23 protein-coding genes are annotated in these 23,621 nt (G+C 67.8%); 13 read left to right on the top strand and 10 right to left on the bottom strand.

The window, feature by feature from the left end:
* Positions 1-4: 4 nt before the first annotated feature.
* The 10 genes from BWR19_16010 to BWR19_16055 all read left to right on the top strand — a co-directional run bounded on the left by BWR19_16010 (position 5) and on the right by BWR19_16055 (position 9,840).
* Positions 5-331, top strand: coding sequence for an iron-sulfur cluster assembly protein IscA (locus BWR19_16010; GenBank protein APX94317.1), 327 nt, complete (start codon positions 5-7; stop codon positions 329-331).
* Between the two features lie 213 nt (positions 332-544).
* Positions 545-970, top strand: coding sequence for a nucleoside-diphosphate kinase (locus tag BWR19_16015; protein APX94318.1), 426 nt, complete (start codon positions 545-547; stop codon positions 968-970).
* Between the two features lie 66 nt (positions 971-1,036).
* A complete protein-coding gene (locus BWR19_16020; GenBank protein ID APX94319.1) occupies positions 1,037-2,164 on the top strand; it encodes a 23S rRNA (adenine(2503)-C(2))-methyltransferase in 1,128 nt (375 codons plus the stop codon).
* A 130-nt stretch (positions 2,165-2,294) separates the two neighbouring features.
* Positions 2,295-3,041, top strand: a complete 747-nt coding sequence (locus BWR19_16025) for a type IV pilus biogenesis/stability protein PilW (protein ID APX94320.1) — start codon at positions 2,295-2,297, stop codon at positions 3,039-3,041.
* Positions 3,042-3,071: 30 nt separating this feature from the next.
* Entirely contained in the window at positions 3,072-4,133 is a 1,062-nt protein-coding gene (locus BWR19_16030) for a hypothetical protein (protein APX94321.1), read from the top strand.
* A gap of 10 nt (positions 4,134-4,143) precedes the next feature.
* A complete protein-coding gene (locus BWR19_16035) occupies positions 4,144-5,259 on the top strand; it encodes a 4-hydroxy-3-methylbut-2-en-1-yl diphosphate synthase (GenBank protein APX94322.1) in 1,116 nt (371 codons plus the stop codon).
* A gap of 10 nt (positions 5,260-5,269) precedes the next feature.
* The gene (locus BWR19_16040) at positions 5,270-6,577 is read left to right on the top strand and encodes a histidine--tRNA ligase (GenBank protein APX94323.1); all 1,308 of its coding nucleotides are present in this window, start codon (positions 5,270-5,272) and stop codon (positions 6,575-6,577) included.
* 55 nt (positions 6,578-6,632) lie between these two features.
* The gene (locus tag BWR19_16045; GenBank protein APX94324.1) at positions 6,633-7,292 is read left to right on the top strand and encodes a hypothetical protein; all 660 of its coding nucleotides are present in this window, start codon (positions 6,633-6,635) and stop codon (positions 7,290-7,292) included.
* On the top strand, positions 7,289-8,440 hold the full coding sequence (locus BWR19_16050; GenBank protein APX94325.1) for an outer membrane protein assembly factor BamB: 1,152 nt from the start codon (positions 7,289-7,291) through the stop codon (positions 8,438-8,440). The genes BWR19_16045 and BWR19_16050 overlap by 4 nt, the downstream gene beginning before the upstream one ends.
* Complete coding sequence (locus tag BWR19_16055) at positions 8,437-9,840, top strand: ribosome biogenesis GTPase Der (GenBank protein APX94326.1); 1,404 nt, start codon at positions 8,437-8,439, stop codon at positions 9,838-9,840. Before BWR19_16050 ends, BWR19_16055 begins: the two co-directional genes overlap by 4 nt.
* Positions 9,841-9,899: 59 nt before the next feature.
* Here BWR19_16055 and BWR19_16060 read toward each other — a convergent pair whose 3' ends face one another.
* On the bottom strand, positions 9,900-10,991 hold the full coding sequence (locus BWR19_16060) for a glucose dehydrogenase (GenBank protein APX94327.1): 1,092 nt from the start codon (positions 10,989-10,991) through the stop codon (positions 9,900-9,902).
* The gene (locus BWR19_16065) at positions 10,988-11,437 is read right to left on the bottom strand and encodes a hypothetical protein (protein APX94328.1); all 450 of its coding nucleotides are present in this window, start codon (positions 11,435-11,437) and stop codon (positions 10,988-10,990) included. Before BWR19_16065 ends, BWR19_16060 begins: the two co-directional genes overlap by 4 nt.
* Positions 11,438-11,581: 144 nt before the next feature.
* Between BWR19_16065 and BWR19_16070 the strand changes: the two genes are divergently transcribed.
* A complete protein-coding gene (locus BWR19_16070) occupies positions 11,582-12,205 on the top strand; it encodes a hypothetical protein (GenBank protein ID APX94329.1) in 624 nt (207 codons plus the stop codon).
* 2 nt (positions 12,206-12,207) lie between these two features.
* On the opposite strand, the gene BWR19_16075 is transcribed toward BWR19_16070, so the two are convergent.
* Positions 12,208-13,077, bottom strand: coding sequence for an AAA family ATPase (locus BWR19_16075; protein APX94330.1), 870 nt, complete (start codon positions 13,075-13,077; stop codon positions 12,208-12,210).
* A gap of 105 nt (positions 13,078-13,182) precedes the next feature.
* Between BWR19_16075 and BWR19_16080 the strand changes: the two genes are divergently transcribed.
* Positions 13,183-13,986 carry a peptidase gene (locus tag BWR19_16080; protein APX94331.1) on the top strand — a complete coding sequence of 268 codons (804 nt, stop codon included), beginning with the start codon at positions 13,183-13,185 and terminating at the stop codon, positions 13,984-13,986.
* A 15-nt stretch (positions 13,987-14,001) separates the two neighbouring features.
* Positions 14,002-14,259 (top strand): hypothetical protein, encoded by a 258-nt coding sequence (locus BWR19_16085; protein ID APX94332.1) that lies wholly within the window; start codon positions 14,002-14,004, stop codon positions 14,257-14,259.
* Between the two features lie 46 nt (positions 14,260-14,305).
* On the opposite strand, the gene BWR19_16090 is transcribed toward BWR19_16085, so the two are convergent.
* The 7 genes from BWR19_16090 to BWR19_16120 all read right to left on the bottom strand — a co-directional run bounded on the left by BWR19_16090 (position 14,306) and on the right by BWR19_16120 (position 23,578).
* Positions 14,306-16,624: a glutathione ABC transporter ATP-binding protein gene (locus tag BWR19_16090; protein APX94333.1), complete on the bottom strand. Its 2,319-nt coding sequence runs from the start codon at positions 16,622-16,624 to the stop codon at positions 14,306-14,308.
* Entirely contained in the window at positions 16,621-18,357 is a 1,737-nt protein-coding gene (locus tag BWR19_16095) for an ABC transporter permease (protein APX94334.1), read from the bottom strand. The genes BWR19_16090 and BWR19_16095 overlap by 4 nt, the downstream gene beginning before the upstream one ends.
* Positions 18,354-19,334: a peptide ABC transporter permease gene (locus BWR19_16100; GenBank protein APX94335.1), complete on the bottom strand. Its 981-nt coding sequence runs from the start codon at positions 19,332-19,334 to the stop codon at positions 18,354-18,356. The genes BWR19_16095 and BWR19_16100 overlap by 4 nt, the downstream gene beginning before the upstream one ends.
* 96 nt (positions 19,335-19,430) lie before the next feature.
* Positions 19,431-21,041 carry an ABC transporter substrate-binding protein gene (locus BWR19_16105; GenBank protein ID APX94336.1) on the bottom strand — a complete coding sequence of 537 codons (1,611 nt, stop codon included), beginning with the start codon at positions 21,039-21,041 and terminating at the stop codon, positions 19,431-19,433.
* Between the two features lie 192 nt (positions 21,042-21,233).
* The gene (locus BWR19_16110; GenBank protein ID APX94337.1) at positions 21,234-22,046 is read right to left on the bottom strand and encodes a shikimate dehydrogenase; all 813 of its coding nucleotides are present in this window, start codon (positions 22,044-22,046) and stop codon (positions 21,234-21,236) included.
* Positions 22,043-22,969 carry a coproporphyrinogen III oxidase gene (locus BWR19_16115; GenBank protein ID APX94338.1) on the bottom strand — a complete coding sequence of 309 codons (927 nt, stop codon included), beginning with the start codon at positions 22,967-22,969 and terminating at the stop codon, positions 22,043-22,045. The genes BWR19_16110 and BWR19_16115 overlap by 4 nt, the downstream gene beginning before the upstream one ends.
* A 39-nt stretch (positions 22,970-23,008) precedes the next feature.
* On the bottom strand, positions 23,009-23,578 hold the full coding sequence (locus tag BWR19_16120; protein APX94339.1) for a tRNA threonylcarbamoyladenosine biosynthesis protein RimN: 570 nt from the start codon (positions 23,576-23,578) through the stop codon (positions 23,009-23,011).
* Positions 23,579-23,621: the final 43 nt, after the last annotated feature.

The following is a 23,621-nucleotide window of genomic DNA, read 5'->3' on the forward strand; positions in this document are numbered from 1 at the left end:
CATCATGGCCCATCTTTCGATCACTACCGCCGCCGCCGAGCAAATCCAGCAGGTGCTGGACGAGCGTGGTCAGGGCCTTGGCCTGCGCGTCACGGTCAAGCCCAGCGGCTGCTCGGGCTACAGCTACGTGCTCGACTTCGCCGACGAGGCCGCCGCCAACGACGTGGCCTTCGAAGAGCACGGCGCCCGCGTGTTCGTCGCCCCGGAGGCCCTGGAGATGCTCGACGGCAGCGAAGTCGACTACGTCTCGGAAGGGCTCAACCGCTTCTTTCGCTTCAACAATCCCAACGTCAAGGATCAGTGTGGCTGCGGCGAGAGCTTTACCGTATAAGGCGCCTGCGGCGCGATGATTGTTCGATGCCGCTGGAAGGCGCTATAATACGCGGCCAATCGGCACCGGCACCGCCGACTCGTGCGCCGATCCTGACTCACGTCGCGCCGCCCGAGGCCCCATGCTCGCCATGGTTGCCCGGGCGGCGCGCTGTCATCCGCGATGACCCGACTTCATTCCACGGTTTCACCCTGCCCAACGGAGACACGTCCCATGGCTACCGAACGCACCCTTTCCATCATCAAGCCCGATGCCGTCGCCAAGAACGCCATCGGCGAGATCATCGCGCGCTTCGAGAAGGCCGGCCTGAAGGTCGTTGCCGCCAAGATGCTGCAGCTCGACGAGGCCAAGGCCGGCGGTTTCTACGCCGAGCACAAGGAGCGTCCCTTCTTCGGTGACCTGGTCGGCTTCATGACCTCCGGTCCGGTGGTGGTGCAGGTGCTCGAAGGCGACGATGCCATCGCCAAGAACCGCGAACTGATGGGCGCCACCAACCCCAAGGAAGCCGCCGCCGGCACCATCCGCGCCGACTTCGCCCAGTCCATCGACGCCAATGCCGTGCACGGCTCCGACTCCGCCGCTTCGGCCGAGCGTGAAATCGCCTACTTCTTTGGTGCCGACGAGCTCTGCCCGCGCTAAGGCAAGCTGACACGCCCTCCCGCAGGGGCGCCCCGCGCCCCTGCTCAAACGACCCGCTGACCGCCCATGACTGCCACTACCGCTCCCCAACGCACCAATCTGCTGGGCCTGTCTCGTGAGCAGATGGAGGCCTTCTTTCTCTCCATCGGCGAGAAGAAGTTTCGTGCCGCCCAGGTCATGAAGTGGATTCACCACGAAGGCTGCGACGACTTCGAGGCGATGACCAACCTGTCCAAGGCGCTGCGCGCACGGCTGGCCGAGGTCGCCGAGATTCGCGGGCCGGGCGTCGTCTACGAAGGCACCTCCAGCGATGGCACCCGCAAATGGGTACTCGAGGTGGAGGACGGCAGCTACGTCGAGACCGTGCTGATCCCCGCCGACAACGGCTCGCGCCGCACCCTGTGCGTGTCGTCCCAGGTCGGCTGCTCGCTGGACTGCAGCTTTTGCTCTACCGGCAAGCAGGGCTTTCAGCGCAACCTCACCGCCGCCGAGATCATCGGCCAGGTGTGGGTCGCCAGCCGCAGCGCCGGGCCTCAGAAAGACACCGCCCAGCGCGCCGTGACCAACGTGGTGATGATGGGCATGGGCGAGCCGCTGATGAACTACGACAACGTGGTGCCGGCGATGAAGCTGATGCTCGACGACAGCGCCTACGGCCTCTCCAAGCGCCGCGTCACGCTGTCCACCTCGGGCGTGGTGCCGATGCTCGACAAGCTGGGTGACGACATCGACGTGAGCCTGGCGATCTCGCTGCATGCCGCCACCGACGAGCTGCGCAGCGAACTAGTGCCGATCAACCGCAAGTACAACATCCGCGCCCTGCTCGACGCCTGCCATCGCTACCTGGCCAAGTGCGACAGCGCCCGCGTGGTGACCATCGAATACACCCTGATCAAGGACGTCAACGACCAGCAGCAGCACGCCACCCAGCTGGCCGAACTGCTGCGCGAGCTGCCGTGCAAGATCAACCTGATCCCGTTCAACCCGTTCCCCCACTCGGGGTATGAGAAGCCGTCGCGCAACCAGGTGATGCGCTTCCAGCAGTGGCTCTACGAGCTCGGCTACAACGCGCCGGTTCGCACCACGCGCGGTGACGACATCGACGCCGCCTGCGGTCAGCTGGTGGGACGCGTCAAGGATCGCACCAAGCGCCATGCGCGCTACATTCAATCGATTCAGCTCGACGCCGACTGAGGCGGGTGGCGACCTTGACTTCAACCGGACACAGCGCTTTGATGGGTAGGTTTTTCAAGCTGTTGTTGCATCTTGCTGCGCCGGTTCAGCTGCCTGATGCCGCCTCCATCTCATGCACCGAGAGGACTCGATGATTCGTCGTCACGCCTTGTCTGGATGCCGCCCGCTACGGCCATTGCTGATTGGCCTGTTAGGCGCTGCCTGGCTGGCCGGCTGCACCAGCCAGGCGGTGCAGCCGGAGAGCGGCACCAACCCGGCCGAGGCCTATACCCAGCTGGGCATGGCGTATCTCGAACGCGACAACCTGCCGCGCGCCCAGGGCGCCTTGAACCGCGCCCTGGCAGTGGCCCCCAACGACGCCGAGACGCTCCAGGCGCTGGCCATGGTCTATCAGCGCCAGGGCGAGAGTCAGCTCGCCGACGAACACTTCCAGCGTGCCCTATCCGCCGACGCCGGCTATACCCGGGCACGCAACAACTACGCGGCCTTCCTGTATGATCAAGGCCGCTTGAGAGAGGCCTGCGCCGAGCTAGAGCAGGCCACCCAGGACACCCAATACGACAACCGCGCCCAGCTGTTTGCCAACCTGGGCCAGTGCCAGCGGGAAATGGGCGATCTCGACGCAGCGGTCGCCAGCCTCGAGCGCGCTCAAGCCATCGACTCGCGCAGTGCGCGCAGCTATTTCACGCTAGCCGACATCGAACATGCCCGGGGCAATCACGGCAGGGCCTGGGAGCAGCTGCAATCGTTCATGCGCCTGGCCGGCGCCACGCCGGCGAGTCTCGAACTGGCCCGCGACATCGCCGATGCCCGCGGCGACGTCGAGAACCGGCGTTTCTTTACCGAGCAGCTCAATGCCCTGGGCAATGCGCCCTGATCACCGAATCTTGACGAAGGATGCTCAGCCATGAGCGACATTCACGATAACGACGTAGCGGACTTTGCCACCCAATCGTCACCCGGCGACCTGCTCAAGCGCGAACGCGAACGCCAGGGCATGCCGCTCGACGAGGTAGCCACCGCCCTCAACCTGCGCCCCGCGGTGGTGCGCGGCCTGGAGGGCGACAATTACGACGAGGTACCGGTAGCCGCCTATCGCCGCGGCTACCTGCGCGCCTACTCGCGGCTGCTCGGCATCGACGACAAGCCGATCATCGCCGCCTACAACAACCGCTTCGGCAGCGCCGAGACCGAGCGCAAGGTGACCCCGGTACACGTCACCAAGCCGCCCTCCAAGCTCGGCGCCTGGCTGTTCAAGCTGGTCACCCTGCTGGTGATCCTGGCCCTGCTCGCCCTCACCCTGCTGTGGTGGCAGAGTCGCGAGGGCACCGACCTATTGGGCATGGGCGGCGGTGAACCGGTGGCCGTGGATACCCTCGACGGCACCACCATTACCGAGGGCGAAGAGGACCCCAGCGTCGACAGCGAGCCGCTGCCGCCGCTGCCAGACGACGAGAGCGATCTGGGCCTGGTCGACGACGCTCCGCTCGATGGCCCCACCGGCGTTGACCCGCTGCTCCCCGAAGAGCCGCTGCTCGACGCCCCCGCCGATGAACCGACCGCCGAGCCGTTGGTCGAAGATCCGGCACTGGCCGAGGCCCCCGGCGACATGGATGCCGCTGACGATGCCGCGAGCGACGACGAACCGGCCGTGGGCGATCTGGCCGAGGCGGCCAGCGCCGAGGTCGAGGAAGCCGATGCCGCAGACGACGCCGGCGCCGCCGACCCGGGCGTGCTGCAGCTGACCTTCAACGAGCAGTCGTGGACCGAGATCTTCGACGCCGGCAACCAGCGCGTGTTCGTCGGCCTGCAGGAGCCCGGCACCCAGGCCACCGTCGAGGGCGAACCGCCCTTCCGTCTCACCGTGGGCAATGCCACCGGGGTCGAACTGCGCTATCTCGGCGAGCAGGTCGACCTGGTCGGCTATGCCGGCAGTAACAACGTTGCCCGCTTCACTCTGGGAGAATGACCTAGTCACCATGCACGCTCAGTCTCCAATCAAACGCCGCCAGTCGCGCCAGATTCACGTCGGCGCAGTCCCGGTGGGCGGCGGCGCACCGATCTCGGTGCAGAGCATGACCAACACCGACACCCTCGACGTGGCCGCCACGGTGGCGCAGATCCGCCAGCTGGAGGCCGCCGGCGCCGATATCGTGCGCGTCTCGGTCCCCGACATGGACGCCGCCGAGGCCTTCGGCAAGATCAAACGCGAAGTAGCGGTACCGCTGGTCGCCGACATCCACTTCGACTACAAGATCGCCCTGCGCGTCGCCGAACTGGGCGTCGACTGCCTACGCATCAACCCCGGCAATATCGGCCGCGAGGAGCGGGTGCGGGCGGTGGTCTCGGCGGCCCGCGACAACGGCATCCCGATCCGCATCGGCGTCAACGCCGGCTCGCTGGAGAAGGACCTGCAGAAGAAGTACGGCGAACCGACCCCGGCGGCATTGGTCGAGTCGGCGATGCGCCATATCGACCACCTCGAGCGCCTCGACTTTCCCGACTTCAAGGTCAGCGTCAAGGCCTCCGACGTGTTCATGGCGGTGGCCGCCTACCGCGACCTCGCCGGCCGCATCGAGCAGCCGCTGCACCTCGGCATCACCGAAGCCGGCGGCCTCCGCTCGGGCACCGTCAAGTCATCGATCGGCCTGGGCATGCTGCTGATGGACGGCATCGGCGACACCATCCGCGTGTCGCTGGCCGCCGACCCGGTCGAGGAGATCAAGGTCGGCTTCGACATGCTCAAGAGCCTGCGGCTGCGCAGCAAGGGCATCAACTTCATCGCCTGCCCCAGCTGCTCGCGCCAGAACTTCGACGTGATCGGTACCATGAACGCCCTCGAGGAGCGCCTCGAAGACGTCATGACGCCGCTCGACGTGTCGGTGATCGGCTGCGTGGTCAACGGCCCCGGCGAGGCCAAGGAAGTCGATGTCGGCCTGACCGGCGGCAGCCCCGCCAACCTGGTATATATCGACGGCAAACCCGCCAGCAAGCTGCGTAACGACCACCTGGTCGACGACCTCGAGCGTCTGATCCGGGAACGCGTACGCCTCAAAGAGCAGGCCGAACAGGACGTGATCGCACGGGACCTCTGAATGCCCTGCGATGAGTAAGGAGCAAGCGTTGAGCGACAAGAAGATCCAGGCCATTCGTGGCATGAATGACCTGCTGCCTGACCAGTCGCCGTACTGGCAGTATTTCGAGGCCCAGGTGCAGACCCTGATGCAGCGCTACGGCTATGCCGAGGTGCGCATGCCGATCGTCGAGCAGACCGCACTGTTCGCACGCTCCATCGGCGAGGTCACCGACATCGTCGAGAAGGAGATGTACACTTTCGACGACCGCAACGGCGACAGCCTCACCCTGCGCCCGGAAGGCACCGCCAGCTGCGTGCGCGCCGCCATGCAGCACGGCCTGCTGCACAATCAGACCCAGCGGCTCTGGTACCAGGGCCCGATGTTTCGCCACGAGCGCCCGCAGAAGGGACGCTATCGGCAGTTTCATCAGGTCGGTGTAGAGACCTTCGGCCTCGAAGGGCCTGACATCGATGCCGAGCTGATCCTGCTCTCGGCACGGCTGTGGAAGCAGCTCGGCCTGCTCGAACATGTCACCCTGGAGCTCAATTCGCTGGGCTCGCTCGAGGCCCGCGCCGCCTATCGCGAGACCCTGGTGGCCTACTTCGAGCAGCACCTCGAGCTACTCGACAATGACTCCCTGCGGCGCCTGACCAGCAACCCGCTGCGCATCCTCGACTCGAAGAACCCCGACATGGCCGCGATGCTCGACGCCGCACCGCAGCTGATGGATCACCTCGACGCCGAGTCCCGCCAGCACTTCGCCGCGCTTACCGCGATCCTCGATGCCGCCGGCATCGGCTATGTGATCAACCCGCGGCTGGTGCGCGGCCTCGACTACTACTCGCGCACGGTGTTCGAGTGGACCACCACGGCGCTCGGCAGCCAGGGTACGGTGTGCGCCGGCGGTCGCTACGACGGGCTGGTCGAGCAGTTGGGCGGCAAGCCGACCCCGGCGGTGGGCTTTGCCATGGGCATCGAGCGGCTGATCCTGCTGCTCGAGACTCTCGATCTGGTGCCCGCCGAGGCCACCCCGGCGCTCGATCTCTACCTGCTGGGGATGGATGCCGACGCTTCGCGCCAGGCCCTGCTGCTCGGCGAGACCCTGCGCGACGCGCTGCCTGGCCTACGCATCCAGGTGCACTGCGGCGGTGGCAGCTTCAAGAGCCAGATCAAGAAGGCCGACAAGAGCGGTGCGCAACTGGCGCTGCTGCTGGGCGAGGATGAACTCGCCGAGGGCACCGTGACCGTGAAATTCCTGCGCGACGATCGCCAACAGTGCAGCCTGCCGCGCGACGGCCTGGCCGCGGCGCTGTGCGAACTGCTGAGCGTCGCTTGACCGCCCGCCGCGCACGAGCGCGGCGGCACGCATTCCGAATCAGAGGAGACCGCCCGTGGCGGAGCTGAGAAGCGAAGAAGAACAGCTTGATGCCATCAAGGCCTGGTGGAAGCAGAATGGCACCTCGCTGATTGCCGGGGTGGTGATCGCCATCTCCGGCGTACTGGGCTGGAACGCCTGGCAGAACTATCAGGAGAACCAGGCCGAGGCCGCCTCGCTGCGCTATCAGCAGCTGCTCAGCCTGGCCGCCGACCCCGAGCTCGACGAAGGCGGTCGGGCCGAGGCGCGCGGGCTGATCGACGAGATCACCGACAACCATGGCCGCACCCTCTACGCCGACTTGGCACAGCTGATCGAGGCGCGACTGGCAGTGGCCGAGGGCGACCTGGCGGCGGCGCGTGCCGCGCTCGGCGACGTCGTCGACGGCAATGCACGCGACTATATCCAGGCCCTGGCGCGGCTGCGCCTGGCACGGGTACAGATCGCCGACGGCAACCCCGAGGCGGCCCTCGATGTCCTCGGCAGCGGCATTCCCGACTCGCTGTCGGCGCAGCGCGAGGACATTCGCGGCGACGCCTTCGTGGCCCTGGAGCGCGACGACGACGCCCGCAACGCCTACCGCCAGGCCATGGCACTGGCCGTGGAACACGGCCAGTCGCTGTACGGCGTACAACTCAAGCTCGACAACCTCGGCGCGGAGGATGCCACCCTATGAAACCGACTCTCGTGATCGCCGCCGCGGCGCTGGCCCTGCTGGCCGGCTGTGCCGGCAAGGTGGAGCCGCAGTATCCGCCCAAGGACCTGACCAGCTTCGATGAGCAGGCCAACCTGAACACCGCCTGGAGCCAGCGCGTCGGCCGCGGCCTGGGCCGGGCCACCTATCCCATCGCGCCGTCCCGCGAAGACGGCGTGATCTATGCCGCCGACGAGCGTGGCCAGGTCTACGCCATGGACGCCGAGAGCGGCGACACGGTGTGGCGCACGGATCTCGACACCCCGGTCTCCAGCGGTCTCAACGCGATTGGCGGCCAGATCTACCTGGGTACCCGCAACGGCGAAGTGCTGGCGCTGAGCCAGAGCGATGGCGAGGTCGTGTGGCGCACCCGGGTCTCCAGCGAAGTGCTTGCCGCCCCCCAGGCCAACCAGCAGCTGCTCGTGGTGCAGAGCGTCGACGGCAACGTCACCGCCCTGGACCGCAGCAGCGGCAATGAAGTCTGGGTGCACTCCAGCTCCCAGCCTGCGCTGACCCTGCGCGGCACCGGCACGCCGCAGGTCATCGACCCGGTGACCTTCGTCGGCTTTGCCAACGGCCGCCTGGCGACCCTCGACAACCGCAGCGGCCAGCCGCTGATGGAGATGCGCGTCGCCGTGCCCCAGGGCCGCACCGAGGTCGACCGTCTGGTGGACCTCGACGGTCAGCCGCTGCTGACCCCCGACGGGCGTCTCTACGTGACCAGCTACAACGGCCGCCTGCTGGCCATGGAGGCCACCTCAGGCGAAATCCTGTGGGAGCGCGAGCACTCCAGCTACCTCTCGCCGCTGCTGGTAGGGGATACCCTCTACACGGTCAATGAAGCCAGCCACATCCTCGCCCTCGACGCCCTCTCCGGCCGTCTGCTGTGGCGCTCCGAAGACTTCGAGGGCCGCTGGATCACCGCCCCGGCGCTGGCCGACAACAAGCTGGTATTTGGCGATTTCGAGGGCTATGTGCACCTCCTCGACCGCAACGACGGCGACGTCGTCGGCCGTACCCGGGTCAACCGCTCGGGCATCAGCCTGCGCCCGCTCACCGACGGCCGCTGGGTCTACGCCCTGGCCAATGACGGGCGCCTAGAAGCCCTGCAGATTCGCGAGACACAATGAACCCAGTCATCGCTCTGGTCGGCCGGCCCAATGTCGGCAAGTCCACGCTGTTCAACCGCCTGACCCGCTCGCGGGACGCTCTGGTGGCCGATTTCCCGGGCCTCACCCGCGACCGCAAGTACGGTAACGGCGCGCTCGGCGACAAGACCTACACGGTCATCGACACCGGCGGCATCAGCGGCGACGAGGACGGCATCGACGCGGCCATGGCCGAGCAGTCGCTGCTGGCCATCGACGAGGCCGACATCGTGCTGTTCATGGTCGACGCCCGCGCCGGCCTGATCGCCGCCGACGAGGCGATCGCCAACCACCTGCGGGTCAACCAGAAGAAGACCTGGCTGGTGGTCAACAAGACCGACGGCCTCGAAGAGCACTCGGCGATGGCCGACTTCTGGCAGCTGGGAATCGGCGATCCGCACCCCATCGCCGCCGCCCACGGCCGCAACGTCACCACCTTGATCGACGAAGTGCTGGCGCCGTTTCCCGAGCGCGAGGCCAACGCCGCTCCGGCGGATATCAGCAACGGTGTCCGCATCGGCGTGATCGGCCGCCCCAACGTCGGCAAGTCGACCCTGGTCAATCGTCTGCTCGGCGAGGAGCGGGTGGTGGTCTTCGATGAGGCCGGCACCACCCGCGACGCCATCGAGATCCCCTTCGAGCGCCGCGGCAAGCCCTATGTGCTGGTGGATACCGCCGGCGTCAGGCGGCGCAAGAACGTCAGCCAGATCGCCGAGAAATTCTCGATCATCAAGACCCTCGAGGCGATCAAGGAGTGTCACGTCGCGATCATGGTGCTCGACGCCCGCGGCGGCCTGGTCGAACAGGACCTGCATTTGCTCGACTACGTGCTGAGCAGCGGCCGGGCGCTGGTACTGGCGGTCAACAAGTGGGACGGCCTGGAGGCCGAGGCCAAGGACAAGATGCGCGCCGAGATCAAGCGCCGCCTGGGCTTCGCCGACTACGCCGAGCTGCACTTCATCTCGGCGCTGCACGGCACCGCGGTGGGCGACCTCTACCCCTCCATCGACCGCGCCTTCGCCTCGGCCAACAGCCACTGGTCGACCAATCGCCTCACCAGCATCCTCCAGGATGCGGTCGGCGAGCACCAGCCGCCACTCGTCCACGGCCGCCGCATCAAGCTGCGCATGGCCCACCAGGGCGGCAGCAATCCGCCGATCATCGTGGTCCACGGCAACCAGACCGAGTCACTGCCGGATGCCTACAAGCGCTACCTGACCAACACCTTCCGCAAGGTGCTCAAGGTACGCGGCACGCCGATCCGCTTCGAGTTCCGCTCGGGCAAGAACCCCTTCGACAGCAACGCCGGGGCCAGCGACCGCGAGAAAGCCAAGAAGCGCGAGCTGGGCCGCACCAAGGAAGCGCGCAAGAACCGCCGCTGACGGTTGCTGGTCATGTTCGATTGCCGAGGGGCGCCTATTCAGGCGCCCCTCGACGTTTGTCACGACGCAGGCACCACCCGTATCAGCGCCCCGTCGGCGTGATCGGTGAGCAGGTAGAGATAGCCGTCGGGGCCGACACGCACGTCGCGGATACGCGCCTCGAGCTCCTCGAACAGTACCTGCTGGTCGACCACCCGACCCTGCTCGCGAATCAGCCGGCGCACCTGCTGACCGGCCAGCGCCGAGACGAACAGGTCGCCCTGCCAGTCGGGGAAGGCGTCACCGCGGTAGAGCGCCATGCCCGACGGGGCGATCGACGGCGTCCAGTGCAGCAGCGGCGGCGTGAACGCCGGCAGTTCGCGGAACGGCGTGATCCGCGCGCCGGTGTAGTCGACGCCGTGGGTGGTCAGCGGCCAGCCGTAGTTGGCGCCGGGCTGAATGCGGTTGAGCTCATCGCCGCCACGGGGGCCGTGCTCGTTGATCAGCAGCTCGTCGCGCTCGACATCGAAGACGATACCCTGCACGTTGCGATGGCCGATGCTGTAGAGCTCGGGGCGGGCGCTGTCGTCACCCAGAAAGGGATTATCGTCGGGCACCCGCCCGTCGAGGGTCAGCCGCACCAGGCTGCCCAGGTGGTTGGCAGCGTTCTGCGCCTGCTCGCGATAGTCGAAACCATCGCCGAGGGTCAACACCAGGGTGTCGTCGCCCAGCAGTGCCAGACGGCCACCGTAGTGCGCCGCGCCGCGCTTGGCGGGGGAGGCACAGAACAGCACCTCGCCGCCGCTGAGCCCCTCGCCGTTGAAGCGCGCCCGACCCAGGCAGGTGTTGTTGGCGGTGATATCGCCGTAGGCGTAGCTCAGATACAGCAAGCCGCTGTCGGCGAAGTCCGGCGCCAGCATCACCTCGAACAGCCCCGCCTGGGCCTCGGCGAACACCTCTGGCACACCGCTCAGCGGCGCTTCGCGCAGCGTGCCGTCAGCCTCGATCACGCGCAGCCGCCCCGGCCGCTCGGTGACCAGCATGCCGCCATCGGGCAGGAACGCCAGCGACCAGGGGTGCTCGAGGCCTTCGGCCACGGTCTCGAGGCGATAGTCGGCGTGGGCCAACCCTGCCAGCAGCGGCGCGGCAAGCCATAGACTCAAGCGTTTCATGACGTCCTCCCGGCACGGCAGCAGGCATATACCAGGCCACCCAGGGCAGCACCGCCGAGCATCGCCAGCGTCCCCGAGAGACTCCGCGTTGCGGCAATCAGGGTCGGCATCGGCGCCAGGGCGTCGGCGACCAGCAGCGCCAGCCACAGGCCCAGCGCGGCGGCCAGGGGGTACAGCAAGACGGGCGGCAGCGCTAGCCAGCGCCGGCTCAGCGCCGCCAACGGTATCGATGCGGCCAGCGACAGCACCACCATGCCAGCATACAGCGGGGCGAAGCCAAGCAGATCCTGCAGGCTGGTCGTCAGCCGCGTGCTCAGGCTGATCTCGGCACCTAATGCCGCGAGTGCCGCCAGATTGAACTGGGTCTGGATCAGCGACCCGCTAAGGGTCGTCACCAGCAGGGCCAGGACGAAGCCCATCAGCCGTATTTTCCACTTTTCTATCATCGGCATTCCTTGGCAAAGCAACGGCGGTGGCGGCGTGCGCGAAATTGCTTGGCAGCCAGCTACACTGGCCCTAGAATGCGCGCGCCCCGCGACCGCTCCCGGGAGCATACCCGGCCATTATTCCATGCCCAGGAGTCCGTGATCATGTCGATTGTTGCCCTTCGTCTGCGCCGCCGTTGGCGCCTGCTGCTGCCCACCGGCCTGGCGCTGCTGCTCGCCGGCTGCCTGGCGATGCCCCAGACCAGCCTGTTCGCGATGCGCCTGGCGGTCACCTCGCTGGGCGTGGAGGACGTGCGCATCGGCCCCTACGCCATCCGTGCCGGCCTCGACACCTCCGATATCACCTCGCTGATCGCCTCCAGTCTCGGCACCGGTAGCCTTCCGGTACAGGCGACCCTGGCCATGGGCCTGGGGCTACCGCGGGGCATGCCGCCGGTGGAGCTCAACGGCTTCCGCTGGACCCTCGACGTGCCCGACGCCGAGCCAATCAGCGGCAACTACGACGAGCGCGTGGCGCTGACGCCGGGCGACGACGCCGACCTGCGCCTGCCGGTGAGCTTCGACGTGCTCGGCGACCGCCAGCGCTTCGCGCCGATGGTGCAGCTGGCCAGCCAGCTGGCCAACCGCGGCGAGCTGCCGCCGGGCAGCGAGCTTGCCATCACCCCCGGCGGCGTCCGCGGGCTAGGGGTCACGCTACCGCCGGGCCTGTGGATGCCGACGGTGCGCTTTAGCGTCAATCCGGACGGCAGCCTGACGCCCGCTTCCTAAGGCTAGCGCTTCGCGTCCAGGCGCTGCTCACCGATCCACTGGCAGGCGAACTGCCAGGCGGCGCGGCCGCTGCGGCCGCCGCGCAGGGTGGCGAAACGGATCGCCGCCTCGCGGGCCTCGGCATGCCAGTCCTCGCCGCTGCCGAGCCGCGTCACCCAGTGCTCGCAGACCTCGAGGTAGGTGGCCTGGTTGAAGGGGTAAAACGCCAGCCACAGGCCGAAGCGATCCGACAGCGAGATCTTCTCCTCCACCGCATCGCCGTGGTGCAGCTCATCGCCCACCAGGTGGCTCTCCTGGTTGTCGGACAGCGACTCGGGGAGCAGATGGCGGCGATTGGAGGTGGCGTAGAGCAGCACGTTGTCGGGCGGCCCGGTCAAGGTGCCATCGAGCACGCTCTTGAGCGCCTTGTAGGCGTCGTCGTTGGCCTCGAACGACAGGTCATCGCAGTAGACCACGAAGCGCTGGGGCTGGTCGCGCAGCTGCTGGACCAGGCCCGGCAGACCGGCCAGATCGTGCCGGTCGACCTGGATCAGGCGCAGGCCTTCGCCGGCCAGGGTATTGAGCAGCGCACGCACCATCGATGACTTGCCGCTGCCCCGTGAGCCCCACAGCAGGGCGTGGTTGGCCGGCAGGCCCTGCAGGAAGGCGCGGCTGTTGGCGAGCAGCGCGCGTTTCTGGCGCTCGACGCCGAGCAGGTCATCGAGGGTCGCGGCATCGCGAACCGGCACCGGCAGGAGTTGTCCACCCAGTGGGTGGCGTTGCCACAGCGCCGCCACGTCACGCGACCAGTCGATCCGCGGTGGTGCAGGCGGCAAGAAGGCTTCGACGCGGTCGAGCAGCTTGGCGAGTCGCGCGGACAGCTCGGCATCCATTGACGGTGTCTCCCTCTGGTTGACCTTGATGGGCATCCGGGTATCTTGTGGCAGGTCAGTGGCTTTCGTCCACTGCCCACGGACGAATTACGAGGACGCTAGATCATGCGCTGGATCCCCCGACTCGCCATTGGCGCGCTGTGCGTATCGCTGGCCGCCTGCGCCAGCTCTCCCACCGGACGGCAGCAGTTCACCCTCTATTCGGAGGAGCAACTCAACCAGATGGGGCAGCAGGCCTTCGAACAGTATCAGGAGGACCTGACGGTGGTCGGCGGTGCCCATGCCCGCTACGCCGAGTGCATCGCCGATGCGCTAGTGGCCGAGCTGTCGGGTCGCGACCGCGACTACAACTGGCAGATCCGCGTCTTCGAGGACGACTCGGCCAACGCCTTCGCCCTGCCCGGCGGCTACATGGGCATCCACACCGGGCTGCTCGACATCGCCACCGACCAGGATCAGGTCGCCGCGGTCGTCGGCCACGAGATGGGCCACGTGATGGCCAACCACGCCAACGAGCGGGTCTCGACCCAGTCGGCGACCCAGGTCGGCATGTCGGTGCTCTCTTCGGTGGCCGGCCTGCAGGGCCCCCAGGGCGAGCAGATGCTCGGCCTGCTCGGCGCCGGCGCCCAGTACGGCATCCTGCTGCCCTTCTCGCGTCGCCACGAGAGCGAGGCCGACGTGATCGGCCTGCGGCTGATGGCCGAGGCCGGCTTCGACCCGCGCGCCAGCGTGACGCTGTGGGAGAACATGCAGGCCGCCAGCGGCGGTCAGCCGCCGGTGTGGATGTCCACCCACCCCAGCCAGGGCCAGCGGATGGCCGGCCTCGAGGCCAACATGGACGACGCCATGGCGCGCTACGAGCAGGCGCGCAGCGCCGGACGTCAACCCAACTGCCAGCGCCCTGGCTAAGACGCTCCCGACCCGATGCTACGACTTGGACTACTGCTACTGATCGTGCCCGTCATCGTACTGATGGGCGTGTATTTCTGGGAACTCGGCGACGTGCGCGAGTGCACCCTCTCGGGCGGCTACTGGGACTACCTGGACGGCGTATGCCGCGACACCCCACAGCCGTTCGTCTCCTGGCTGGAGCGCTACCCGCTGCTGGTCAACGGCGGCATGCTGCTGTCGGTACTCGGCCTGGTGCTGTGCATGGTGGGGTTCTACGTCAAGCAGCGCTGAGCCCCCATCCCCGACGCCCCGCAAGCCCAGCTGCGGGGCGCCGGCCTTAGCACACGGGGTCGACCTCCTCCTCATACAGGTAGCAGGCCACGCTGTGCTCGCGGGCAATCAGCCGCCGCTTTGGCGAGGCCTGGGCGGTGAACGCCACGCCGAGACTCGCGTCCCGGACCTCGACCTGGGCCGCCTGCCATAGCGACGGATGCTTGGCCGAGAGAATCGTTTCGAGCTCCTCGCGCGCCGCCGCCGCATCACTGCCTTCCGCCAACGCCAGCTGGGCGGCAAGACCCGTCACGCTGGCGTTGCCCAGGTGACGTATCTCACCACCGCGAATCCGCCATTCGCTGAGCGCCGTGGCCACGTCACGCCCCTCCCAGCCGCAGTGGGCCATGGCCTTGGGGCAGCGGGTGTGAAAATGGCAGCCGTTGGGCGGCTCCACGGCGCTGGGAATTTCGCCGGCGCTCTCCAGCGGCGGCTTGACCACCGCCGGGTCCGGCTCGGGGCTGGCGTCGAGCAGCAGCTGGGTATAGGGGTGCTTGCGTTCGCGGATCAGGGTATCAGTGGGCCCCACCTCGACGATCTCGCCGAGGTACATGATCGCGGTGCGGTCGGCGACATAGCGAATGGTCGGTAGATCGTGGCTGACGTAGACGAAGGAGATGCCCAGCTCGTTGCGGAAGCGCCGCATCAGGTTGAGCACCCCGGCACGGATCGATACATCGAGCATCGACACCGGCTCGTCAGCGACCATGAAGCGCGGCTCGAGGATGATCCCGCGGGCGATCGCCACCCGCTGCCGTTGGCCCCCAGAGAGCTCGTGGGGGAAGCGGTCCTGGTAGGCGCTGGCCGGCTTGAGCCCGGCGCGCTCCAGCGACTCGACCACGCGCTGCTCCAGCGCCTCGCCCTCGGCCAGGCGGTGGATGATCAGCGGCTCGGCGACGATATCGTGAATGGTGAAGCGCGGATTGAGGGTCTGATAGGGATCCTGGAAGATCATCTGCGCGCTGCGCCGGAAGGCCTTGAGCGCCGGCCCCTTGAGCGCCGCAATGTTGACGCCGTCGAAGCGGATCTCGCCGGCGGTGACATCCTGCAGGCGCACCAGCATCTCGCCGGTGGTGGTCTTGCCCGAGCCCGACTCGCCGGCCAGTCCCAGGATTTCGCCCTCGCGCAGGTCGAAGTCGATAGCGTCGACGGCGTGGACCTTGCGCTCCTTGTGCTTGCCGCGCAGGCCATCGAGGAAGCCCTGCTCCACCGGGAAGTACTTCTTGAGCCCCTCGACCTCGAGAATCGGCGTCTCGCTCATGCGCCGCTCGAGGCTGCCCGCCCCCTGGACCTGCTCGCCGAGGCGCTCACCGGCGATCTGCCAGGTGGCGTTCTGGGCCGCCCGCTGGCGGAAATCCACCGCCTGCTCGGGGTAGTGGCAGGCCGCATGACGCCCGTCACCGACCTCGGCCAGCGCCGGCGTTTCACGGGTGCAGCGCTGGGTGGCAAAGGGGCAGCGCTCGGCGAAACGACAGCCCGACGGCGGGTCGAGCAGGTCCGGCGGGCTGCCGGGAATCGAGATCAGCTCGCGCTGGGCCCCCTCGAGGGTCGGGAAGGCGTTGGTCAGGCCCATGGTGTAGGGGTGGAAGGGGCTGGCGAAGACCTCGCGCACCGGCCCGGTCTCCATGATCTGGCCGCCGTACATCACCGCTACTCGGTCGCAGGTCTGCACCACCACCGAGATGTCGTGGGTGATGAACATCAGCGCCAGGCCGCGTTCGCGACGCAGCTTGGTCAGCCGCGACAGGATCTGCGCCTGGGTCACCACGTCCAGCGCCGTGGTCGGCTCGTCGGCGACGATCAGCTGCGGATCCAGTGCCAGCGCCATGGCGATCACCGCGCGCTGCTTCATGCCGCCGCTCATCTCGTGGGGATAGGCGGAGAGCCGCCCGGGATCGATGCCGACGTCGCGGAACAGCTGCTCGGCGTGGGCCCAGGCGGCCTTGCGCTCGATCTTGCGGTGCGCGCTCATCGCCTCGAGGATCTGGTCGCCGACGGTATAGACCGGATCCAGGGCGTTCATCGCCGCCTGGGAGATCCAGGCGATCTCGTCCCAGCGCACGCGACGCATGGCCTCGGGTTCGAGGCCGAGCAGATCGCGGCCGGCGAAATCGATGCGCCCCCGCGGCACCTGGCCGTTGGGCGGCAGCAGCCGCAGCATGGCCTTGGCCGCGGTGGTCTTGCCGCAGCCGGACTCGCCCACCAGCCCCAGCGCCTCGCCGGGCTTGAGGGCGAAGCTTACGCCGTCCACGGCCTGCACCGGGCCGGCGCCGGTCTGGTAGTGAATGGCCAGGTCATCGACGGTCAGTAAGGGAGATGTGCTCATCGACGTGCCCTCAGTCGCGGATTGGCCACCAGCTCGAGTGAGCGGGAGATGAAGAACACGGAGAGCACCGTGATCATGATCAGCAGTCCCGGCGGCAGGTTCCACCACCAGGCCTCGCGCCAGGCCCCGGAGAGCCGCGCGTTGTGCAGGATGCCGCCCCACGAGATCGACTGCGGCGGCCCCAGGCCGAGGAACGACAGCGTCGCCTCGGCGATGATCGACACCCCGACGATGATGGCCAGCTCGAGGAATACCAGCGGCATCACGTTGGGGAAGATATGCAGGTACATGATGCGCAGGTCCGACGCCCCGGCGACCCGCGCCGCCTTGACGAAGGGCCGCTCGCGCAGGCTCAGCACCTGGGAGCGGATCAGCCGCGCCACGGTGCGCCAGGTGAGCAGCGACACGGCGAGAATGACGATGAACAGGCTGGGCTCGAACAGCAGCACCAGGATCAGCGCGAAGGGCTCGAAGGGAATCCCGTACATCACATCCACGGTGCGCATCAGCACGGTCTCGGTGCGGCCGCGGAAGTAGCCGGCCACCAGCCCCACGTTGGCGCCGATCAGCACCACCAGGGCGGCGCCCAGGAAGCCCACCAGCAGGGCGATCTGCGAGCCGTGAACGTTCTGGCTGTAGAGATCGCGGCCGAGATGGTCGGTGCCGAACCAGTGTTCACCGGAGGGCGGCGCCAGGCGGTTGACGAAGCGGTCCGAGCCCAGCGCAAAGTAGTGGCTCTCGGTGACCATCAGCGCCCGCAGGTGACGCTCCTCGTCGCTGGGCACCAGCTGCCAGTTGCCGCCCGGCTCACGTTCGAAGACGATGCCGCTGCGCCCCACCGCAAAGGCGTGGCCCTCGTCGGTGATCCAGCCGGCGCGCATGGCCCGGGAGTCCGGGGCATCCTGGCTCTGCCAGCTGGCCTCGGCGTCATCCCGCACCAGCAGGGTGCCGCGCTCACCGACGATCAGGCCGGCGCCGCTGTCGGCGATATGGATATGGTTGAGCTCGCGGTTGCCGGGCAGCCGCTCCAGGGTCAGGCTATCGTCGTCAGGATCGAGGCGCAGCGCCAGCCCGCGGTCGCCCACCAGCCAGGCGCTGCCGTCGGTGTCCAGCGCCACGCCGTTGAGGTCGAAGCCGCGGCCCACCGGGCTCTCCAGCGACGTCACCTCGCCGCTGGTCAGGTCGAGCTGCCAGACGGTCTCGCCGCCGCCCACCAGCAGCGCGGTGTCGGCGTCGCGCCAGGCAATGCCGTTGACGTTCAGCGGCTCGGGCATGGCGAAGGTCTGCCAGCTGTCGTCGGGGGTCCACAGCGCCACCGTGCCCTGGGCGCCGGCCACCAGGGTGGCGCCGTCCTCGCGGATATTGACCGCATTCAGTGTCGCGGTAAGTGGCGTGTCGAGGCGCGACCAGTCGCCCCCCGCATAGCGCCACACCACGCCGTCGCGGCCCACCGCCATGCCCAGCCCATCGCGGTAGTCGGCGGCATTCAGGGTCGCCTCGCCCAGCGGCGGCGAGGCCTGCCAGCGCACCTGGCCATCGCCAACGCTGCGGGTGAACAGCGAGCCCTCCTCGCGCTCGTTGACCGCCAGCGGCGCATGGGTAGAGAGCACCGGCGCGAACAGCGCCATGGCGATGATCGACAGCAGCACCGCCAGCCCCACCAGCGCCAGCCGGTCGCCGAGGATCGCCCTGATCGGCTCCTGGGCGCTTTTCATCAGTCGTGATCGGTTCATTTGAAGCTCACCCTCGGGTCCAGCATGGTGTAAAGGATGTCGACCAGCAGGTTGAGGGTAATGACGAAGGCCGCCATCACCAGGAAGCTGGCCTGGGCGAGGGGGAAGTCGGAGGTGCGCACCGAGTTGAGGATTTCACGCCCCAGCCCCGGCCACGAGAACACCACCTCGACCACCACCTGGCCGCCGGCGGCCAGGCCGATGGTGACCGCCAGCTGGGTGACCACCGGCAGCAGCGCGTTGCGCGCGGCGTGGGCATAGAGGATGCGGCGTTCCGGCAGCCCCTTGGCACGCGCCATCTCGATAAAGTCCTCGCCATACACCTCGAGCATGGTGTTGCGCATGATCAGCAGCGGCGAGCCGAGGTAGTAGAGCGCCACCACCAGCGCCGGCAGGATCAGGTGGTGCAGGAAGTCGAGGGTGAATATCTTGTCGAGAAACCCCGAGGCATCGTAGGGCAGCGTGCGCATGCCGCTGGTGGGCAGCCAGCCGAGCCCGATGCCGAAGATCAGGATGGCGATCATGCCGGTCCAGAACATCGGCGCCGAGCGAAACATCAGGCCGACGAAGATGCCGCTGGTGTCGGCGCGACTGCCGCGCCGCCACGACAGCCAGGCGCCCAGCGGTGCGCCCACCCCATACGCCAGCACGATGGCCGGCAGCATCAGGATCATGGTGTTACCGAGCCGCTCCCAGATGATGTCCGCCACCGGCGCGCGGTAGTGGAAGGAGTAGCCGAAATCGCCCTGGACGATATTCGCCAGGTAGATGAAATACTGCTCCCAGATCGGCCGGTCGAGGCCAAAGCTGGCACGAATACGCTCGCGCTCCTCAGGGTTCAACCCCTCGGTGATCAGCGCGGCGGTGGGGTCGGGTAGCCCCAGGCGAAACAGGAAGAACAGCAGGGTGGCGATGATGAACAGCGCCATGAAGCCGTGCAGCACACGGCGTATCAGGTAGCTTCTGCGTGACGACATGACGGACTCGCTGTGAACGGCCGTCCACCCCGCGCGGCCTTGTGGGCCTCGCGGGGTGGCGGCAAGCACCTATGAAAAAGCGGCTTGGCGATGCGCTCAGCGCATCAGGCGACCGTCCTCGTCCCAGGTGTAGCCGGCCTCTTCCAGCTCGGCACGGGCGGCGTCCATATCGAAATCGAAGCGCTCGATAAATGCCTCGTGCCAGAAGGTATTGACCGGCGCGATCACGCTGGAGCCCACTTCGCCGCGACCGTCGAGCAGCACGTTGACCATCCGCTCGCGATCGCTGGCCATGGTCAGCGCACGGCGTACGGCACGATCATCGAAGGGTGCGCGGCGCAGGTTGTAGGTCATGTGGAAGTAGCCAAAGTCGGGCACGTTGACCACGGTGAGGTGATCTTCGCTCTCGGCCAGGCTGATCTGACCCGGCTCCATGCGCCAGGCGGTGACATCGATCTCGCCGGTCTGCAGGCCGGTGTAGACGCCCTCCATGTCGGCATAGATGATGAACTCGACGCCGTCGACGGCGATCTCGTCGGCATGGAAGTGGTCGTCGAACTTGCTGATGGCCATGAACTCGCCGCGGTCGAAGCGCTCGTGCTGGAAGGGCCCGGAGCCCACGGTGGGCACCTCGTCGGGGCTCAGCGTCGAGGCATCGTCGATCTGCGACCAGATATGCTCGGGCAGGATCGGGATCTGCGACAGCGAGATGCTGGCAAACGACGCCGAGGGCTCGCTGAGATGGAAGTGCACGGTGCGTTCGTCGACCGCCTCGGCGTTGTCCAGCGCCGCCAGGTAGGAGTTGAAGTAGCTGTAGTCCTGGTCGAGGTAGTAGTTCCAGGTGAAGGCCACGTCGTCAGCGGTGACCGCTTCACCATCGTGGAAGGTCATGCCCTCACGCAGGGTCACCGCCACGGTGGTGTCGTCGACCTGCTCGACTGCCTCGGCGGCCCAGGGCAGCGGCTCGACATCGGCCGACAGGCGCACCAGGCGATCGTAGTAGAGGCGCATCCACTTCCAGCCCCATACCGAGGTGGAGGCCAGCGGGTTGAGGTTGTCGGGCTCCTGAGGGCCGCCGATGCGCAGGGTGCTGCGCTCGCCCACCGGGGTCGCCTCCATCGGGCCCCACTCGCTGTACAGGCCCTCGCCGGCCATCGGCTCGAAGCCGTCGAAGGCCTCATGGTTGTAGGCCACCACCTCGTCGCGGTGGAACAGCACCACCAGCGGCGCATCCGGCTTGTAGAGTTCCTGCATCTCCATCACCAGCCGCTGCCGCTCGTCCTGGTCGAACGCCTGCGACTGCTGGTCGAACAGCGCATCGAACTCGGGATTGTCGTAGCCGCCGGGGTTGTTGCCGCCGGGGTTGGCCTGGCGTGAGTCGAGGGTGCTGAGGAAGAACTGCGGATCGAGGCGATCCGTGCGGCCGCTCCAGCCAAGGATGGTAGCGTCGAAGTCCTGCTGGTCGTAGAACCGCTCCAGGGCGGTGCTGAACTCGGTGGGCTGGACGTTGACCTCGAAGCCCAGCTCCTCCCAGCGCTCGGCGATCATGAAGGCCGCCTCGTAGCGGATCGGGTCGTAGGACTCGGTGGTGGTCATCAGATCGATCGATGCCACCGGCTCCTGGGCCAGCGCCTGAGCGCTGATGGAGGCCGCGGCCAGGCCCATGGCGCTCGCCAGGAGCGTTCTGTTGAAACGCGTCACTGCCATATTTTTCACTGTTATCTGCCTCGTTGTGCGTTGTTATTCGGAGATTAGGCGTCTTTACAACAAAGACTTCTGGCCAGGCTAGGAAAGCTCGCCACTGGCGTCAAACGCTCGATTAAACGCAACGGCCATGGCAAAAACGACGACGCCCCGCCGGACCAGGCCCGGCGGGGCGCACGACTGACACAGTGAGCGCTAGAGCCGGCGACGCAGCTCGGCGAGTACCGGGGCGGTGTCGGGGCGCTGACCGCGCCACAGGCGATAGGACTCGGCGGCCTGCCCGACCAGCATGCCCAGGCCGTCGATAGTGCGCGCTCCGCGCGCGGCGGCCCAGCGCAGGAATACCGTGGGCTCGGCGGCGTACATCATGTCGTAGGCGGTGGCGCCCTCGGCAAACAGGGCATCGGGCAGCGGCGGCAGGTCGCCGGCGAGGCTCGCGCTGGTGCCGTTGATGACCACGTCATAGGGGGCGTCGACGGCCTCGAAGCCGCCGCCGCTGATCGCCCCCAGGTCGGCGAAGTCGGCGGCCAGCGCTGCGGCCTTCTCGGCGGTGCGGTTGGCCACCAGAACGCTGGCCGGCTGGGCCGCCAGCAGCGGCTCGAGCACGCCGCGTACCGCGCCGCCGGCGCCCAGCACCAGCACTCGGGCTCCGGCCAGCGCCACGCCGTGGTCGTGGATATCGCCGACCAGCCCCACGCCGTCGGTGGTGTCGCCGTGGGTGACGCCCTCCGCTCCCAGCACCAGGGTATTGACCGCCCCGGCGCGACGGGCGCGCTCGCTGAGGCTGTCGCACAGCCGGTAGGCCTGCTCCTTAAAGGGCACCGTCACGTTGGCACCGCACCCGCCCTCGCGGGTAAAGCGCTGCCAGGCGCCGACGAAATCGTCCAGCGGCGCTTCGATGGCGGTGTAGTCGATATCGTCACCCAGCTCGGCGGCAAAGGCGGCGTGAATCGCCGGCGACTTGGAGTGCGCCACCGGGTTGCCGAATACGCAGTAGCGGTCTGTCATGAGAGTTCCTCTTCCCCCAGCCAGTCGCGGGGGCGCAAATAGTCTCGATATAGCGCCTCCTCGGGGCTGCCGGGTTCCGGCGTATAGCCGTACTCCCAGGCCGCCAGCGGCGGCAGCGACATCAGGATCGACTCGGTGCGCCCGCCGCTCTGCAGGCCGAACAGCGTGCCGCGATCCCAGACCAGGTTGAACTCCACGTAGCGCCCGCGGCGATAGAGCTGGAAGTCTCGCTGCTGCTGGGTGTAGTCATCGCCGCGACGGCGCTGGACGATGGGCAGGTAGGCGTCGAGGAAGCTGTCGCCCACGGCGCGCTGGAAGGCGAAGCAGGCGGCGAAGTCACCTTCGTTGAGATCGTCGAAGAACAGCCCGCCAACGCCGCGGGTCTCGTCGCGGTGCTTGAGGTAGAAGTAGTCGTCGCACCACGCCTTGTAGCGCGGGTAGACCGCGTCGCCGAACGGCGCGCAGGCATCGCGGGCCACGCGGTGCCAGTGGCGCACGTCGTCGAGCACCGGGTAGAAGGGCGTCAGGTCGTAGCCGCCGCCAAACCACCATACCGGCGCCTCGCCACTCTTCTCGGCGATGAAGAAGCGCACGTTGCCGTGGCTGGTGGGCACATGGGGGTTCTCCGGGTGCAGCACCCAGGAGACGCCCACGGCGTGAAAGCTGCGCCCGGTCAGCTCGGGGCGCGCCGCGGTGGCCGAGGGCGGCAGTTGCGCCCCGTAGACATGCGAGAAGTTGACGCCGCCCTTCTCGAACACGGCGCCGCTCTCGATCACCCGTGAGCGGCCACCGCCGCCCTCTTCGCGTGTCCAGCTGTCTTCACGGAAGTCGGCGCGGCCGTCTTCGTCGGAGAGAGCCCGGCACAGCCGGTCCTGCAGATCGAGCAGGTAGTGCTTGACCTCGTCGAGATGCGCGTGGGCCACGCTACCTCCCTGGAATCATGGTTGGAAAAGTCGTTATCGTCAGCCGCGCAGCACCCGACCGCTGACCAGATCGCGAATGGTACTGGGCGCCTCGCGCCCGCCCAGCTCGCCCTCGACGAGGCCGGCCAGGTCGGCACCGAAATAGGCCTCGACCTGCTCCGCCGAGCGCGCCTCGGGCTCGCCTGCCGGGTTGGCCGAGGTCGACACGATGGGGCCACCGAAGGCCGCGCACAGCTCGCGCACCAGCGGATGATCGCTGACCCTGAGCGCCACGCAAGCGTGGCCGCCGCGCACCAGCGGGTGGCTGTGGCCGTTGTCCGGCACCAGCCAGGTGTTGGGTCCCGGCCAGCTGCTCACCAGCGGCGCATGCAATTCTGGCGGCAAGCCGTCGAGCCAGGGGGCGAACTGGGCAATCTCACCGGCTATCAGAATCAACCCCTTGGCCGGATCGCGCTGCTTGAGTCGCAGCAGGGCGGTCAGCGCCTCACCGCTGGCGGGGTCGCAGCCCAGCCCCCAGACCGCCTCGGTGGGGTAGGCCACCAGCTCGCCGCGGGCCAGTGCCGTGGCGGCAGAGGCTACCGACAGGCGCGGCGTCGCGCGTTCAGACATGACAGGACTCCTGGCCGAGATGATGGGACGCAGAGTCTACCAT

Source organism: Halomonas sp. 1513, from assembly GCA_001971685.1.
GTDB lineage: Bacteria > Pseudomonadota > Gammaproteobacteria > Pseudomonadales > Halomonadaceae > Franzmannia.

Excerpts from the sequence above, each read along its gene's own strand:
- BWR19_16055 (APX94326.1), top strand. The coding sequence starts at position 8,437 with ATGAACCCAGTCATCGCTCTGGTCGGCCGGCCCAATGTCGGCAAGTCC.
- BWR19_16120 (APX94339.1), bottom strand. The coding sequence starts at position 23,578 with ATGTCTGAACGCGCGACGCCGCGCCTGTCGGTAGCCTCTGCCGCCACG.
- BWR19_16035 (APX94322.1), top strand. The coding sequence starts at position 4,144 with ATGCACGCTCAGTCTCCAATCAAACGCCGCCAGTCGCGCCAGATTCAC.
- BWR19_16015 (APX94318.1), top strand. The coding sequence starts at position 545 with ATGGCTACCGAACGCACCCTTTCCATCATCAAGCCCGATGCCGTCGCC.
- BWR19_16090 (APX94333.1), bottom strand. The coding sequence starts at position 16,624 with ATGAGCACATCTCCCTTACTGACCGTCGATGACCTGGCCATTCACTAC.
- BWR19_16065 (APX94328.1), bottom strand. The coding sequence starts at position 11,437 with ATGATAGAAAAGTGGAAAATACGGCTGATGGGCTTCGTCCTGGCCCTG.
- BWR19_16025 (APX94320.1), top strand. The coding sequence starts at position 2,295 with ATGATTCGTCGTCACGCCTTGTCTGGATGCCGCCCGCTACGGCCATTG.
- BWR19_16050 (APX94325.1), top strand. The coding sequence starts at position 7,289 with ATGAAACCGACTCTCGTGATCGCCGCCGCGGCGCTGGCCCTGCTGGCC.
- BWR19_16030 (APX94321.1), top strand. The coding sequence starts at position 3,072 with ATGAGCGACATTCACGATAACGACGTAGCGGACTTTGCCACCCAATCG.
- BWR19_16085 (APX94332.1), top strand. The coding sequence starts at position 14,002 with ATGCTACGACTTGGACTACTGCTACTGATCGTGCCCGTCATCGTACTG.
- BWR19_16070 (APX94329.1), top strand. The coding sequence starts at position 11,582 with ATGTCGATTGTTGCCCTTCGTCTGCGCCGCCGTTGGCGCCTGCTGCTG.
- BWR19_16100 (APX94335.1), bottom strand. The coding sequence starts at position 19,334 with ATGTCGTCACGCAGAAGCTACCTGATACGCCGTGTGCTGCACGGCTTC.
- BWR19_16010 (APX94317.1), top strand. The coding sequence starts at position 5 with ATGGCCCATCTTTCGATCACTACCGCCGCCGCCGAGCAAATCCAGCAG.
- BWR19_16040 (APX94323.1), top strand. The coding sequence starts at position 5,270 with ATGAGTAAGGAGCAAGCGTTGAGCGACAAGAAGATCCAGGCCATTCGT.
- BWR19_16060 (APX94327.1), bottom strand. The coding sequence starts at position 10,991 with ATGAAACGCTTGAGTCTATGGCTTGCCGCGCCGCTGCTGGCAGGGTTG.
- BWR19_16080 (APX94331.1), top strand. The coding sequence starts at position 13,183 with ATGCGCTGGATCCCCCGACTCGCCATTGGCGCGCTGTGCGTATCGCTG.
- BWR19_16105 (APX94336.1), bottom strand. The coding sequence starts at position 21,041 with ATGGCAGTGACGCGTTTCAACAGAACGCTCCTGGCGAGCGCCATGGGC.
- BWR19_16110 (APX94337.1), bottom strand. The coding sequence starts at position 22,046 with ATGACAGACCGCTACTGCGTATTCGGCAACCCGGTGGCGCACTCCAAG.
- BWR19_16095 (APX94334.1), bottom strand. The coding sequence starts at position 18,357 with ATGAACCGATCACGACTGATGAAAAGCGCCCAGGAGCCGATCAGGGCG.
- BWR19_16075 (APX94330.1), bottom strand. The coding sequence starts at position 13,077 with ATGGATGCCGAGCTGTCCGCGCGACTCGCCAAGCTGCTCGACCGCGTC.
- BWR19_16020 (APX94319.1), top strand. The coding sequence starts at position 1,037 with ATGACTGCCACTACCGCTCCCCAACGCACCAATCTGCTGGGCCTGTCT.